This is a genomic window from Prevotella sp. oral taxon 306 str. F0472, assembly GCF_000257925.1.
Lineage (GTDB): Bacteria > Bacteroidota > Bacteroidia > Bacteroidales > Bacteroidaceae > Prevotella > Prevotella vespertina.
Genome location: NZ_AJIN01000072.1, coordinates 31,517 through 45,589, shown reverse-complemented (window position 1 = coordinate 45,589; position 14,073 = coordinate 31,517). Strand labels below are relative to the sequence as shown.

11 protein-coding genes are annotated in these 14,073 nt (G+C 42.3%); 10 read left to right on the top strand and 1 reads right to left on the bottom strand.

Annotated elements, in window-relative coordinates; translation table 11 throughout:
* Positions 1–25: 25 nt before the first annotated feature.
* The 8 genes from HMPREF9969_RS12700 to HMPREF9969_RS12075 all read left to right on the top strand — a co-directional run bounded on the left by HMPREF9969_RS12700 (position 26) and on the right by HMPREF9969_RS12075 (position 11,111).
* On the top strand, positions 26–3,760 hold the full coding sequence (locus tag HMPREF9969_RS12700; RefSeq protein WP_009436107.1) for a DUF4922 domain-containing protein: 3,735 nt from the start codon (positions 26–28) through the stop codon (positions 3,758–3,760).
* A 17-nt stretch (positions 3,761–3,777) separates the two neighbouring features.
* Complete coding sequence (locus HMPREF9969_RS12105; RefSeq protein WP_009436109.1) at positions 3,778–5,091, top strand: permease; 1,314 nt, start codon at positions 3,778–3,780, stop codon at positions 5,089–5,091.
* Between the two features lie 135 nt (positions 5,092–5,226).
* The gene (locus HMPREF9969_RS12100; protein WP_009436117.1) at positions 5,227–6,120 is read left to right on the top strand and encodes a M48 family metallopeptidase; all 894 of its coding nucleotides are present in this window, start codon (positions 5,227–5,229) and stop codon (positions 6,118–6,120) included.
* Between the two features lie 209 nt (positions 6,121–6,329).
* Positions 6,330–6,779, top strand: coding sequence for an NfeD family protein (locus HMPREF9969_RS12095; protein ID WP_009436111.1), 450 nt, complete (start codon positions 6,330–6,332; stop codon positions 6,777–6,779).
* Between the two features lie 101 nt (positions 6,780–6,880).
* Positions 6,881–7,837, top strand: coding sequence for an SPFH domain-containing protein (locus HMPREF9969_RS12090; RefSeq protein ID WP_371520126.1), 957 nt, complete (start codon positions 6,881–6,883; stop codon positions 7,835–7,837).
* Positions 7,838–7,843: 6 nt separating this feature from the next.
* A complete protein-coding gene (locus HMPREF9969_RS12085; RefSeq protein WP_009436145.1) occupies positions 7,844–8,980 on the top strand; it encodes a UDP-N-acetyl glucosamine 2-epimerase in 1,137 nt (378 codons plus the stop codon).
* A 206-nt stretch (positions 8,981–9,186) separates the two neighbouring features.
* Positions 9,187–10,551 (top strand): MATE family efflux transporter, encoded by a 1,365-nt coding sequence (locus HMPREF9969_RS12080; protein WP_009436105.1) that lies wholly within the window; start codon positions 9,187–9,189, stop codon positions 10,549–10,551.
* On the top strand, positions 10,548–11,111 hold the full coding sequence (locus tag HMPREF9969_RS12075) for an AraC family transcriptional regulator (RefSeq protein ID WP_009436097.1): 564 nt from the start codon (positions 10,548–10,550) through the stop codon (positions 11,109–11,111). Before HMPREF9969_RS12080 ends, HMPREF9969_RS12075 begins: the two co-directional genes overlap by 4 nt.
* A 4-nt stretch (positions 11,112–11,115) precedes the next feature.
* Here the strand turns inward: HMPREF9969_RS12075 and HMPREF9969_RS12070 are convergent, their stop codons facing one another.
* On the bottom strand, positions 11,116–11,634 hold the full coding sequence (locus tag HMPREF9969_RS12070) for an HD domain-containing protein (protein WP_009436140.1): 519 nt from the start codon (positions 11,632–11,634) through the stop codon (positions 11,116–11,118).
* A 215-nt stretch (positions 11,635–11,849) separates the two neighbouring features.
* On the opposite strand from HMPREF9969_RS12070, the gene HMPREF9969_RS12065 reads away from it, so the two are divergent.
* Both HMPREF9969_RS12065 and HMPREF9969_RS12060 read left to right on the top strand, forming a co-directional pair.
* Complete coding sequence (locus tag HMPREF9969_RS12065) at positions 11,850–12,062, top strand: cation transporter (protein ID WP_004382618.1); 213 nt, start codon at positions 11,850–11,852, stop codon at positions 12,060–12,062.
* 10 nt (positions 12,063–12,072) lie between these two features.
* The gene (locus HMPREF9969_RS12060) at positions 12,073–13,992 is read left to right on the top strand and encodes a heavy metal translocating P-type ATPase (protein ID WP_009436129.1); all 1,920 of its coding nucleotides are present in this window, start codon (positions 12,073–12,075) and stop codon (positions 13,990–13,992) included.
* Positions 13,993–14,073 lie beyond the last annotated feature (81 nt).

Below are 14,073 nucleotides of genomic sequence, written 5' to 3'. Positions count from 1 at the left end.
GCATATTAGAAAACAATACATTCAGATGGAAAAGAACAAAAAGATAAGTTGCTTCTTAGCCTATAGTTCGAGTGAAACAATGGCTTCATTGATGGCTCAAATGCCTATGGGAAAAGGAGAGATAGTTGATCAAGTGTTTTTCTTAGCGGCACAATCTGCTGCTATAGAAGGCATACCTGAGCAGGCAAAAGTATTGCAGGGAACAGGCTTACTGGCGTCAGACATGATGCTGTTGATGGCTAAGTCCACAGAAGTAGACTATGTTTTGTTCTATATGAAGTCAAGTCCTTTGACCTTAGGTTACCATGCTTTGGAACGCATGATACAAGTGGCTGAACAGACAGGGGCGGCTATGGTCTATGCAGATCATTACTCCGTTGAGGATGGAAAGACGCAGAAACATCCTGTAATTGACTATCAGTTGGGTAGTATTAGGGATGATTTCGACTTTGGATCAGTAGTTCTTCTAAATGGAAAGATGCTGCGGAAATATGCAGAAGAGCGTCAATCAGAACATTATAAATATGCAGGTTGGTATGACCTGCGCCTGTTCTTGAGTCGACAAGGAAGTATTTTCCACCTGAATGAATATCTATACACAGAAGAGGAAGACGATCTTCGTGCGAGTGGAGAGAAGCAGTTTGACTATGTAAACCCACGTAATCGAGAGGTACAGATTGAGATGGAGCAAGCTGCAACACGCCATCTTGCAGCCATCGGAGCCTTGGTTGACACGGAGCATTATGCTCAACCCGATTTCACAAAAGGTGATTTCCCTGTTGAGGCTTCGGTGATTATCCCTGTTTATAATCGTGAGAAGACTGTGAAAGATGCTGTTGTTTCAGCTCTCTCACAGGTTACTGATTTCCCGTTTAACGTCATTGTAGTGGATAATCATTCAACAGATAAGACTACAGAGATACTTAATTCTTTGGCAACGGATGACCGATTGGTACACCTCATACCCTCAAGAACAGACCTCGGGATAGGTGGTTGCTGGAATTATGCTATCAATGACGAACATTGCGGACGCTTTGCCGTACAGCTGGATAGTGATGATCTCTATTCATCAGAACGTACATTGCAAACCATAGTTAACGCCTTTCATGAGCAGAAAGCAGCAATGATTGTGGGATCATATCGTATGTGTGACTTCGATTTAAACACCTTACCTCCGGGCTTGATAAGCCATAGTGAGTGGACAGAAAACAATGGTTGTAACAACGCATTACGTATCAATGGACTTGGAGCTCCGCGTGCTTTCTTTACGCCACTAGCCCGACAAGTGCAGTTCCCAAACACTAGTTATGGTGAAGATTACGCCATGGGATTGGCTTTCAGTCGCTCTTTTCGTATTGGAAGAATATATGATGAACTTTATCTCTGCCGTCGTTGGGGTGGGAATAGTGATGCTGTTCTGAGCTTAGAGAGGCTTAATGCCAACAATACATACAAGGATCAGCTGCGTACAATGGAGTTACTTGCACGCAAACAACAGAACGATAACATAGAGAAAGGGCTTTACGATTTTTTTCATAAACAGCTGAACCAATGGAAAGAAGTACAGACTCGATTTGAGGAGTTGGCTAACGTGCAGACACGTGAGGTGGGTTCAGCCCTCGCGCAATACAATCCTGCACGCATGGTAAGCACTGGGGCGAAGATAGATAAGGCTTCCCTTGCGAAACGTCCTTGTTTCCTTTGTGCCAAGAACCGCCCTTCTGTACAGATAGGATTGCCTTTTCATCATGATTTCGATATCTTAGTCAATCCTTTCCCCATCCTTCCTGTGCACTTCACAATACCTGCTTGCAAGCACCAAGCACAGTCTATAGCCGCAAACTATGGTCAGGTGCATCGCTTGTTGAGCTTATATCCACACCTGATGGTATTTTATAATGGTCCAAAGTGTGGTGCCAGTGCTCCTGATCATTTACATTTCCAGGCAGGGACAAGCGGTATCTTACCCATACAAAAGCATTGGAAAGCATTGTGGAAGACTTCTAAACCATTGTTGACATTGGATAACAACGATGGAATCTATGCAATAGAGGATTATATCTGTCCTACCCTTGCCATTGTGAGCCACGATGAGGAACATGATACACAGTTGTTCCAAACAATCTATAAAGCCCTCCCTTTGAAAGAAGATGAGTCCGAACCAATGATGAATATCGTGTCTTGGAGGGATGAGGAACGCTTTATCTCTGTCGTTTTCCCACGTCAGAAGCATCGTCCAGCATGCTATTCTGCAGAAGGAGAAGCCCAATACTTGGTGAGTCCTGGTAGTTTGGATATGGGTGGCTTACTCATTCTTCCACGTCAAACAGACTTTGAAAGAATGACAGCAGAGCGTGCCGAAGCCATCTTGCAAGAGGTTTCTTTATCAAAAGAGGCAATGGATAAGGTTGTTAAGAACATATCATTGGCTAATCAGAAAGCAGAACCAGAAGTTTCTGTAGGCATTGTCAGTGCAGAAAAGATACATTTCCAATTAAATAAGGAATACACTCTTGATGGTCAAGAGGTGATTGGTGAACAGCTTGTTGAGTATTCCCAAGGTAAGATAAGATGGAAGGGTGCCTATTACGAAGAACTCCTTTTTACTCCAAAGAGTGCCGATTCATCCTTCACATTGTCTGATGTTACCATTGGTGTAAACTTCCATTGGGAACGAAAAGAGGCTCAGACGTTCCTCGGGCAGCTGCATCTTATCATTGACGAAGGCAAGATTGTGGCAATAAACAAGCTCCCTGTTGAGCGTTACTTAGCCAGTGTTATATCCAGTGAGATGAGTGCTACCTCCTCATTAGAGCTTTTGAAGGCACATGCGGTTATCTCTCGCAGTTGGTTGTTGGCGCAGATAGAGAAACGAAAAGATGTTGCTAACAATCGAAATAGTGCCACATCGTCTATGAGTGAAACAGCAGAAGAGCTGGTAAGATGGTTTGATAGAGAAGACCATAAGCTCTTTGATGTTTGTGCCGATGATCATTGTCAACGTTACCAAGGTATTACGAAAGCTACAAGTCCACATGTGGAAGAGGCTATCCACGCAACTCGTGGACAAGTATTGATGGCTGGTAACGAGATATGTGACGCTCGTTTCAGCAAATGTTGTGGTGGAGTAACAGAAGAGTATCAGTATTGTTGGGAGAATCTAAGTAAATCTTATCTGCTTTCCGTTAGTGACAAAGCACCTTTAGGAACTACTCCAAGCATAGACTTAACCAATGAAACCCATGCTCGAGAATGGATACTGTCCTCACCAGAGGCATTCTGTAATACGAACGATACGGCTGTCTTGAGTCAAGTTCTAAACAACTATGACCAAGAGACATACGACTTTTATCGTTGGAAGGTGGACTTCTGTCAAACAGAACTTGCCAAGTTAATACACAAAAAGACGGGTATTGACTTTGGAAAGATCGTTGACTTGCAACCATTAGAGCGTGGAAAGAGTGGGAGAATCTGTCGTTTAAAGATAGTTGGAACTAAGTATAGTCGTATTATTGGTAAAGAGTTAGAGATAAGACGCTCGTTGAGTGAAACTCATTTGTATAGTTCTGCCTTCGTTGTAAAGCGTAGTGACATAGAGAACGGAGTGCCACAACACTTCCAACTCATTGGTGCGGGCTGGGGACATGGCGTTGGCTTGTGCCAGATAGGGGCTGCTGTAATGGGGGAGAAGGGCTATAAGTATGATGAGATTCTCCACCATTATTACCAGCAAGCAATAATAGACACCTTATATATATAAGGCGTAAAGAGTAAGAGATGAACGACGGACAACAAATACGAAAGGGGGTTCCTATAACAAGCCAATGGTCTAGTCATTGGTTATGGATACCTACGCTCTATCTTACACGTGGTTTACCTTATGTTATCTTATTGATGACTTCGTTGGTTTATTATAATCGGATGGGGTTGTCGAATGGAGCTATTACTCTTACAACATCATGGTTCTTTCTTCCCTTTATCCTACGTCCTCTACTGGGACGAATCGTTGTTGGTTATGAAAGTAAGCGTTTTTGGATAGTCCTTACAGAGTGTGTTATGGCGTTAAGTCTTGTTGCTTCAGCCTTTTCTGTGCGCCTTGATAATTGGTTTTCATACTCTGTTGCAGCCTTTATGGTCATTGCGATAGCTGCAGCCTTGCATGATGTAGCTATTGAAAGACTCTATAATCGCGAGGCATTATTGCTGAAACGACCTGCATTCTTTGGTCTTCGAGCTGTCTCTTATCTGCTTTCTATCATCGTAGGGATGGCTATTCCCATCACATTAGCAGGTAACTTGGAGGTGATCAATCGTACTGTTCGTCCAGCCTGGGCTACTCTTTTCTGGGCTTTAGCCGTTTTGATGATTGCACTGACCTTATTGCATGCCCTTATCCTGCCAAAGGCTGTTGTTCGCGCAAAGCTCCCTATATGGAGTGGTGTTACTCGCCAATGGTGGCATGATGTGACAGCTGCCTTCATAAGAAGACCTCATTACGTTGCAAACCTTGTCTTTCTCTTTTGCTTTTTGATACCAGAAGGAATGTTTATAAGGGTTGCTCCACTCTTTCTGATTGACCCCGGAAGCAATGGCGGATTAGCTCTCTCGCCTCAAGAATTAGGTTTGGTGCAAGGCACAGTGGGGACTTTTGCTTTTATTGCAGGATGTGGCTTAGGTATAAGTCTTGTCCGTCGGGATGGTTTACAACGCTGGTTATGGTTCTTTGTTATGGCTCTCACCTTACCAAAGTTCCTCTTTGTCTACCTCAGTTATTATTTTGTTTCCACCTTATCCATCATTAATATTTGTATTATTATCGATTACTTCGGGGCGGGCTTGGGCTTAACAACTTACATAGTATGGCTAGGCTTTTGTACAAAAGGTAAGCATTCCACCTTCACTTATTCATTAGGAACAGCAATAACAGCCTTTTCTATGGTGATGTCTGGATGGTTTACAGGCTTCTTACAAGAGTATGTAGGTTATCGAAAGTTCTTTCTTATGGTTGCAATATCAGGTATTATCAGTTTCATTGTGGCTTATTTTATACCGATAACAAAGGACATTGGTAAGCGTGAAAGGCTTATTTAATCCTGTAGGAACTACTTCTTTCAAAATGATTTGTTACTTGTTAACCTTTTTAAAAAAGGTATTTAAATCGTTTGATAGTAATGGAAAAAGTAGTACTTTCGTGCTCGGAAAGTTATAAAAGGTAATTAGAAAGATATGAAAATCAAGTATTTTTTAATGGTAGCTGTCGTTGCTTTGATGACAGCATGTGGTACAGCTTCTAAGGTACCATTGACTGGGCGCACCCATAGACTTAGTGTTTCGGATGCTCAACTACTAAGTCTTAGTAATCAAGAGTACACAAAGTTCATGGCATCTGCAAAGCGTTCAACGGATGCAAAGAACACTGCTATGGTTCAACGAGTTGGTCGTAACCTTGCAAATGCAGTAGAGACTTACTTGCGAAATAATGGTTATGCCAATGAAGTAAAGAACTTCCAATGGGAGTTCAACCTTGTTCAAGACAAGCAAGCAAATGCTTTCTGTATGCCTGGAGGTAAGATTGTTGTTTATGAGGGATTGCTTCCTTATACTCAAAATGAGGCAAGTTTAGCTATCGTTTTAGGGCATGAGATTGCGCACGCAGTGGCTAAACACAGTGCAGAACAGCTTACTAAGCAGATGAATCAGCAGATGGGAACAAACATCCTAGGTACTGTCTTGAATTCTGCTGTGGGTAGTGGTGTTGGTGATATAGCTGCTCAAGTAGCTGGAGGATACTTCTCCTTCCGTAATCTAAAGTACAGTCGTGACAATGAAAGTGAGGCCGATTACATGGGATTGATATTTGCTGCGATGGCAGGATACGACCCCGCGAATGCTGTAACATTCTGGAAACGTATGGCTGCAGGTACTAATAGCAATACATCTGAGATTCTTAGTGATCACCCATCAGATGCTCGTCGTATTCAAAACATTGAGAAGTGGCTACCAGAAGCAGAGAAGTACTATCGTCAGAGAGGCTCTTCTAATGTTCGCACAAGCACAAGCTCGACAGCAGGAACATTATATATTGGTTCGTCAAAGAAGACTTCAAATAAGCGCCGTTAAGCCTAGTTGTAATAGAAACAACATGCTGTTCATATTCAAGAGACGCCTCTTTTATATTAAGGAGACGCCCTCTTTGATGCAAAGAGACGCCTTTCTCAATACGAGAAGAGCGTCTCTTCGTATTTAAATAGGCACATATTTTTATGTAAACATTTGATAGATTCATTTTTTATCACTATCTTTACAAACGAAATCAAACCTTTACTGCTATGATAGATAGTATAATACAGAACCTTTGGTTGGTATGGTTGCTAGCTGGGATAGTATGTCTAATCCTTGAGATGATGAGTAATGACTTCTTCATCATGTGCTTTGCCATTGGTAGCTTATGTGCTTCATTAATCTCATTGGGGATAGATAGTATTGTTGTACAGGTCATTGTCTTTGTTATCTTCACCTTATTAAGCATTTTCTATGTGCGTCCTATTGCCTTGAAATACTTTCATAAAGGTGAGAATCAGCGGTTGAGTAATACCGATGCTCTGATTGGTCGTGAAGGAAAAGTAACCGACAAAATAGAATCGGGAGGCTATGGACGAGTGAAGATAGATGGTGACTCGTGGAAAGCAAAGTCAGTAGATGGACAAGAGATAGGCGTTGGAGATGATGTTCGAATACTTCGTCTCGACTCTATCATCGCAACTGTTGAGAAATGTTGAAATATGTGTGACAACTAGAAGAAACGATATTAAATAACCCTTCTCTTGCCTTTTTAGAGTAGTTCTCATTATGAGAAAGTGGGTGAGAGAACCTAAAACTTATGCTTATGAATATTATTGCTTGTGTGTTTGTTGCGGCTATTATCTTGGTAATTATCTTTGCCAAGATGTCAATAGTCATCATATCTCAGAGTGAAACTAAGATTATTGAACGATTGGGAAAGTACCATGCTACACTCCGACCGGGCATTAACATCATCATACCTTTCATCGATCATGCTAAGGATATAGTAGTGATGAGAGCTGGCCGATACGCTTATACCAGTTCAATTGACCTACGCGAGCAGGTGTATGACTTTGATCGTCAGAACGTGATAACCAAAGATAACATCCAAATGCAGATTAATGCGCTGCTCTACTTTCAGATTGTTGATCCGTTTAAAGCGGTTTATGAAATCAATAACTTACCTAACGCCATTGAGAAACTGACGCAGACAACACTCCGAAACATCATTGGTGAGATGGAACTTGACCAAACGCTTACCTCTCGAGATACGATAAATACGAAGTTAAGATCGGTTCTTGATGATGCAACAAACAAGTGGGGAATCAAGGTGAATCGTGTAGAACTACAAGATATAACGCCTCCTGCAAGTGTTTCTCAGGCTATGGAGAAGCAGATGCAGGCTGAACGTAATAAGCGTGCAACCATCCTTACGAGTGAAGGACAGAAGCAGTCGGCTATTCTTCAGTCGGAGGGTGAGAAGCAAGCTGCCATCAATCGTGCTGAAGCTGACAAACAACAGCAAATCCTAATAGCTGAAGGTCAAGCACAAGCACGCATTCGCAAGGCAGAAGCAGAGGCGATAGCTATTCAGAAGATAACTGATGCTGTGGGGCAAAGTACTAACCCTGCCAACTATCTCATTGCACAGAAATACATCCAAATGCTTACCGATCTCGCTCATAATAACAACCAAAAGACTGTTTACTTACCATTTGAGGCATCAAATCTTATGGGTTCTATCGGTGGTATTAAGGATATGTTTAAGGGATAATAGATAATGACAACACAGGACATAAATCTTTGTATTTTTTGTGGTGCACGTCCTAACTTTATAAAGGTGGCACCTATTATTAGAGTAATAAATAAGTTATCAGAAAGTGATAATGCTCATAAGGTGGGCTATTCACTTGTATATGCTGGTAGCGAGGATGACCCGACGTTAGAAGATAAGCTCTTTGAGGAGTTGTCAATCCATCGTCCAGATGCTTACCTCGGTGTTGATTGTGAGAATCTTAACGAACTCACGGGGCAGGTAATGTCAAAGTTTGAACAGTATCTACAGGCTAATAGCAGTGATGTAGTTATCGTTGTTGATGACTTGGCATCGACAATGGCAGCCGCAATAGTCACTAAGAAGCAAGCAATCACACTTGCGCACATTGCTGCGGGGACGCGTTCTTTTGACATAACAATGCCTAAGGAGATCAATAGATTGGTCATTGACGGATTGTCGGATATCCTCTTTACGGCTGGATTCAGCAATAATAGTATTGCAAACAAGGAGGGTGCCGAACTCTCAAAGGTGTATATGGTGGGCAACATCCTTATTGACAATATCCGTTATAATCGTGAGCGCATTGAGGGGATGAGCCTCTCAGATATTGATGCATTGGTAGGTTTACCTATAAAAGAAGGTAATTATCTTGTCTTTACATTGAATCGTAAGGCCTTACTTGCTGATCAGGACAATCTGGAGAAGATGCTCCGTGTCTTGAGCGAGACTGCTGGCGATTTACCAATCATTGCTCCTTTGCGTGACTCTGCAGTACAGGTTATCATGTCTCTAAGCCTAAAGAAGAATATAAACTTGCATAATCTGCATATTGTTAAACCGCTTGGTTACTTAGAGTTTGCCTATCTTACTGCTCATGCACTGGGTATCGTGACTGACTCGGGGAACGTTGCTGAGGAGGCAACATTCAATAGTATTCCTTGTATAACACTCAATAGTTACACTGAACACATAGAGACTGTGAAGGTCGGAAGTAATGTTCTTGTTGGAGAAGACGCTGAGTTGCTTCGTTCGGCACTATCGGATATGGTCGTAGGAACGTGGAAGAAGAGTGGAATACCTGATAGATGGGACGGTAGATCGGCTGAACGTATCTTACAGATATTGCTTGAGCACCATTAAAGGTACGTTCTTTTAGAATCTTCGAAGAACTTATATAGAAGGATAAACACCCTCTTCTAGCAGTCTATTCAGTTGGCTTGATAATGCAGAAGAGGTTGTTTCTCCTTCTTTTTTATCTATTATTACCATTTATAAATGGTGTAGAGAAGAACTTAGTTTTCATTAATTTCGTACCTTTGCACTGATATTTAAAAGGTGATAAGATTATGCACGGACATACAGATAACTACACTTTCTTGACGCAAGGACCGATACATCGTGTCATACTAACGATGGCTGTACCCACAATTATATCCATGCTTGTGACCGGACTGTACAACATTGCAGACACATTCTTCGTTGGTAAGATCGATACACAAGCCACTGCAGCTGTCGGGGTGTCGTTTTCTATGATGTTCTTTGTCCAGGCGATGGGGTTCTTCTTTGGGCATGGTTCAGGTAATTACATATCTCGTGAGTTAGGAGCAAAGCGTCATGATAATGCTATAAAGATGGCATCAACGGGTTTCTTCAGCTCTTTCTTCTTTGGATTAGTTATCCTTGTTCTGGGTGAGATATTCCTTACTCCTCTCTCATTAATGCTGGGTAGTACACCAACCATCCTCCCTTACACAGAGAGTTATATGCGTCTTATCCTCTTGGGAGCACCTTTCTTGACCTCATCCCTTACGCTGAACAATCAGATGCGATTGCAAGGTAATGCGAACTTCGCTATGTATGGCATTGTAACAGGTGCTATCTTGAATGTTGCCTTAGACCCTTTACTTATCTTTACATGCGGTATGGGAGTTAGTGGAGCAGCCCTTGCGACTGTGATAGGACAGTTCGTTTCGTTCGTTATCTTATTCTTTATGACTCGAAGAGGGGAGAATATAGCCATTCACTTTCGGCACTTTTCACCCTCATGGGCGGCTTATAAAGAGATATTCTATGGTGGTAGTCCATCATTAATGCGTCAAGGTCTGGCGTGCATAGCCACTATGTCCCTCAATCTTGCAGCTGGTGTTTATGGTGACTCGGCTATTGCTGCGATGAGTATAGTCGGTAGAATCGCCATGTTATCATTTGCTGTTGTGATTGGATTAGGGCAAGGCTTCCAGCCAGTTTGTGGCTTTTGCTATGGGGCGGGACTCTATACTCGATTGAAGAAAGCCTATCACTTTACGGTTGTTCTTGGCACTAGCTTTCTCATTCTACTTGCTATTGGAGGCTGGATAGTGAGTGATTCCCTTATAGGAGTGTTCCGTGATGATCCTAAAGTAATTGAGATAGGAGTGGTTGCATTGCGTTGGCAGCTCTGTACCTTCCCTCTTAATGCCTTTATCTTAGCAAGTAATATGATGGCACAAACCTGCCGTAAGCCTTTACGAGCTAATGTGCTTGCAGCTGCAAGACAAGGTTTATTCTTCATCCCACTCATCTTTATCCTTCCAGCTCACTTTGGTTTACTAGGCGTTGAGATGTGTCAAGCTGTCAGCGATGTATTCTCTTTCACATTATCAGTGCCTATTGTTGTTTATACCTTCAAAGAGTTTAATAAGGAAGCTGCGGCTAGGAGGGTTACAGAATGAGTAAGATTTATATAAAGAACATGGTTTGTGATCGTTGTAAGATGGCTGTAGAGCAGACCTTACAACGTCAGAATCTACATTCAATAAAGGTTGATTTGGGCGAAGCTATCGTCGAGGAAGAATTGACGGAAACACAACTCTTAGCACTTCGAACGGCTTTAAAAGATTTAGGTTTTGAACTTCTCGGAGATAGAAGACAGCAGACAATAGACCTCATAAAGTCCTCTTTGATAAAACTTGTGCATTATCAAGATAACCAGTCAGCAACAACTCTGAGTGATTATCTCGTCTCTCAACTCCATCAAGACTATAGTTCGCTTTCCAAACTCTTCTCGGAAGTAGAAGGAAAGACTATAGAACGCTATTATATAGAGCTTCGTATTGAGCGTGTGAAAGAGCTAATTCGTTATGACGAACTTACTCTTACACAGATAGCGCAGCGTATGAATTATTCTTCAGTAGCCTATCTCTCCAGTCAGTTTAAGGCAGTCACGGGGATGACTCCATCTCAATTCCGAGGGATGAAGACGAATACTCGTATGCCTTTAGACCAACTTTAATATCTTATTCTGGCTTCTTATAACCCTCCTTATCATACATATCTCTCAATAAACTAATACCTGCTTGCGTCTTAAAAATATTCTTGCAAGCAGCGTCAATGGCGTGTTGAGAGCAATTATCCTCATACAAGTTAACAAGGAAGTCCGCCTCTACAAGAATCTGATAGTCTAATCCCTCGATGTGGTTATAAGTATGATGATGCCCAATAAGGAAGCATATCCTATCCATCTCATGATCAGTGAATCCACCCAAACGCACCATTAGATTACGAGCCTCTTGAGGTCCTTCAATCTCTTGATACTTACCATTGCTAGAACCATACTTGCGTTCGCTGACATGAATCCCAATGTCATGTAGAATAGCAGCAGACTCTAGTATATCTTGTGTCTCAGCCTCCAATCCTTCTAACGTACCAATGGTAGCAGCTAAGTTATGTACCTTTAAGAAATGATGGATACGTCTTGCATCCCCTTTGTCATATTCCGTCATTGCTGCAATGAGCTTTGCGTGTTTTCTATTCATCACCTAATACCTTTATAATAACGTATTGCAAAAGTAAGTCATTGCATTTAGAAAGAAGTATGATAAGCGTGAAATAATATGAAAGGAAGCATTTTGTAGGAATATTATAACCTTTATCCATAATTCTGTAATACGCTTTCCTTAATATAAGTGTACCTTTGCAAGCGACAAGGAGAAAGTCTTCTTGCAAACAACTAATATAATAAAATGAAGTTATGAAAAGTGATATTTTTGCAGTAAGCGGTATGAAGTGTGTACATTGTAAGGCTAACGTTGAGAATGCGCTAAAGTCCTTAAATGGTGTAAAGAGTGCAGAAGCTAATCTAGAGAAAGCCAATGTAAATGTTGAATATGATGAGTCTGTTGTTACTCCAGCACAACTCAAGGAGGCAGTAGACAATAGTGGGCGCTATGAGTTGAGCCTATAAGGAGATAAGTATGAAGCAAACAATTCCTGTTATCGGCATGGCATGTTCTGCATGTTCTGCCAATGTAGAGAAGAAACTGAACGAGCTTAAAGGCATTAATACCGCATCGGTATCATTGCCTGGTCGTTCCGCTTTGGTCGATTATGACCCCGAAACCATCTCACTGGAGCAGATGAAAGCTGCAATCAATGGGATTGGTTATGACTTAGTCATTGATAAAGAGACTTCAGTTGAGGAGATTGAGAAGCGCGAATACACGTTATTACGTCGGAAAACCATCCTTTCTTGGATATTCTCCATTGCCGTAATGAGCGTTTCGATGGGATGGATTGACCTCCATTCACGCACTATTGCCAATCAAGTTTCTCTATTGATTGCCTTAGCAAACATTGTTTATTGCGGTCGACAGTTCTATGTTTCAGCATGGAAACAACTCCTTCATGGCACTGCAAACATGGATACCCTCGTAACCTTATCCACGGCAATATCATTCCTGTTCAGTGCTTTCAACACCTTCTGGGGTGACGCTGTATGGGCGAGCAGAGGTATCGTTTGGCATACATACTATGATGCGGCGGTAATGATCATTACCTTTGTCTTGACAGGACGAATGTTAGAAGAAAAGGCAAAGGACGGCACTGCCTCCTCTATTAGACACATGATGGGTATGGCTCCAAAGACGGCACATATCGTTGATGGAGATCGAATAGAAGAAGTGCCAATATCGACTATTGAAGTAGGAGATATTCTAGAGGTTCACCCTGGCGAGAAGGTTCCTGTCGATGGAGAAGTTATCTCTGCCGAGAGCTTTATGACCCCCGATGCCGCCTATGTTGATGAGAGTATGATCACAGGCGAGCCTACTCCTGCCGAGAAGAAGAAGGGTTCAAAGGTGCTAGCAGGCACTATTCCTAGTCAAGGAGTATTCCGCATGAAGGCAAATGAGATAGGTGAGAACACGGCATTAGCGCATATTATTCGGATGGTGCAAGAGGCGCAAGGCTCTAAAGCACCCGTGCAACGCATTATCGATAAGGCTGCTTTAGTGTTTGTTCCAGTCGTTACGCTCATTGCCTTGCTAACATTTCTTCTATGGTGGCTGATAGGTGGCGAGGCTTACTTACCACAAGCGATTATCTCTGCTGTAGCCGTTTTGGTCATCGCTTGCCCATGTGCCATGGGATTGGCTACACCGACTGCCTTGATGGTAGGAATTGGTAAGGCAGCACAAAAGCAGATACTCATCAAGGATGCAGCAGCATTGGAGAGCTTACGTAAGGTGGATGCACTTGTAACCGATAAGACGGGAACGTTGACGATACCTAATAAGGAGGTAGACTTCACCAAGGCTGACAATCTTCCTTTCGAGAAACGGGAACAACTGAAGCCTAATGCTCGTGAGGCGATGGAAGAATTGCAGAAGAGTGGGATAGAGGTCTATATGATGAGTGGTGACAAGGATGAGGCTGCACGCTATTGGGCCGATAAAGTGGGTATAAAGCACTACTTTAGTAAGGCTTTACCGCAGGACAAAGAGAACCTTGTTAAGCGTTTGCAGTCTGAAGGAAAGCGCGTTGCGATGGTAGGAGATGGCATTAATGATACCCAAGCGTTGGCGTTGGCAGATGTCAGTATAGCGATTGCCAAGGGTACAGATGTTGCAATGGATGTAGCGCAAGTGACGCTCATGGGCGATGATTTAGCTACCCTTCCAGAGGCAATCCGACTCAGTAAGAACACCGTTAGAATGATATGGGAGAATCTTTTCTGGGCGTTCATCTATAACCTTGTTTGTATTCCTTTGGCGGCTGGACTATTATATGTCTTCGGTATCGACTGGCAGATTACACCTTCTTGGGCAAGTGCCCTAATGGCATTCTCAAGCGTTAGTGTCGTTTTGAATAGCCTTCGCCTGCGTTGGATGAAATAGGTGAGTAAGAATAGAAAGAAGGGCATAATACTTTTGTAATAGATTATTGCTAATTTGGATACTCCTAATTGCGTTATTTCC

Coding starts and splice junctions, on each gene's coding strand:
- HMPREF9969_RS12700 (WP_009436107.1), top strand. CDS start 26: ATGGAAAAGAACAAAAAGATAAGTTGCTTCTTAGCCTATAGTTCGAGT.
- HMPREF9969_RS12105 (WP_009436109.1), top strand. CDS start 3,778: ATGAACGACGGACAACAAATACGAAAGGGGGTTCCTATAACAAGCCAA.
- HMPREF9969_RS12100 (WP_009436117.1), top strand. CDS start 5,227: ATGAAAATCAAGTATTTTTTAATGGTAGCTGTCGTTGCTTTGATGACA.
- HMPREF9969_RS12095 (WP_009436111.1), top strand. CDS start 6,330: ATGATAGATAGTATAATACAGAACCTTTGGTTGGTATGGTTGCTAGCT.
- HMPREF9969_RS12090 (WP_371520126.1), top strand. CDS start 6,881: ATGCTTATGAATATTATTGCTTGTGTGTTTGTTGCGGCTATTATCTTG.
- HMPREF9969_RS12085 (WP_009436145.1), top strand. CDS start 7,844: ATGACAACACAGGACATAAATCTTTGTATTTTTTGTGGTGCACGTCCT.
- HMPREF9969_RS12080 (WP_009436105.1), top strand. CDS start 9,187: ATGCACGGACATACAGATAACTACACTTTCTTGACGCAAGGACCGATA.
- HMPREF9969_RS12075 (WP_009436097.1), top strand. CDS start 10,548: ATGAGTAAGATTTATATAAAGAACATGGTTTGTGATCGTTGTAAGATG.
- HMPREF9969_RS12070 (WP_009436140.1), bottom strand. CDS start 11,634: ATGAATAGAAAACACGCAAAGCTCATTGCAGCAATGACGGAATATGAC.
- HMPREF9969_RS12065 (WP_004382618.1), top strand. CDS start 11,850: ATGAAAAGTGATATTTTTGCAGTAAGCGGTATGAAGTGTGTACATTGT.
- HMPREF9969_RS12060 (WP_009436129.1), top strand. CDS start 12,073: ATGAAGCAAACAATTCCTGTTATCGGCATGGCATGTTCTGCATGTTCT.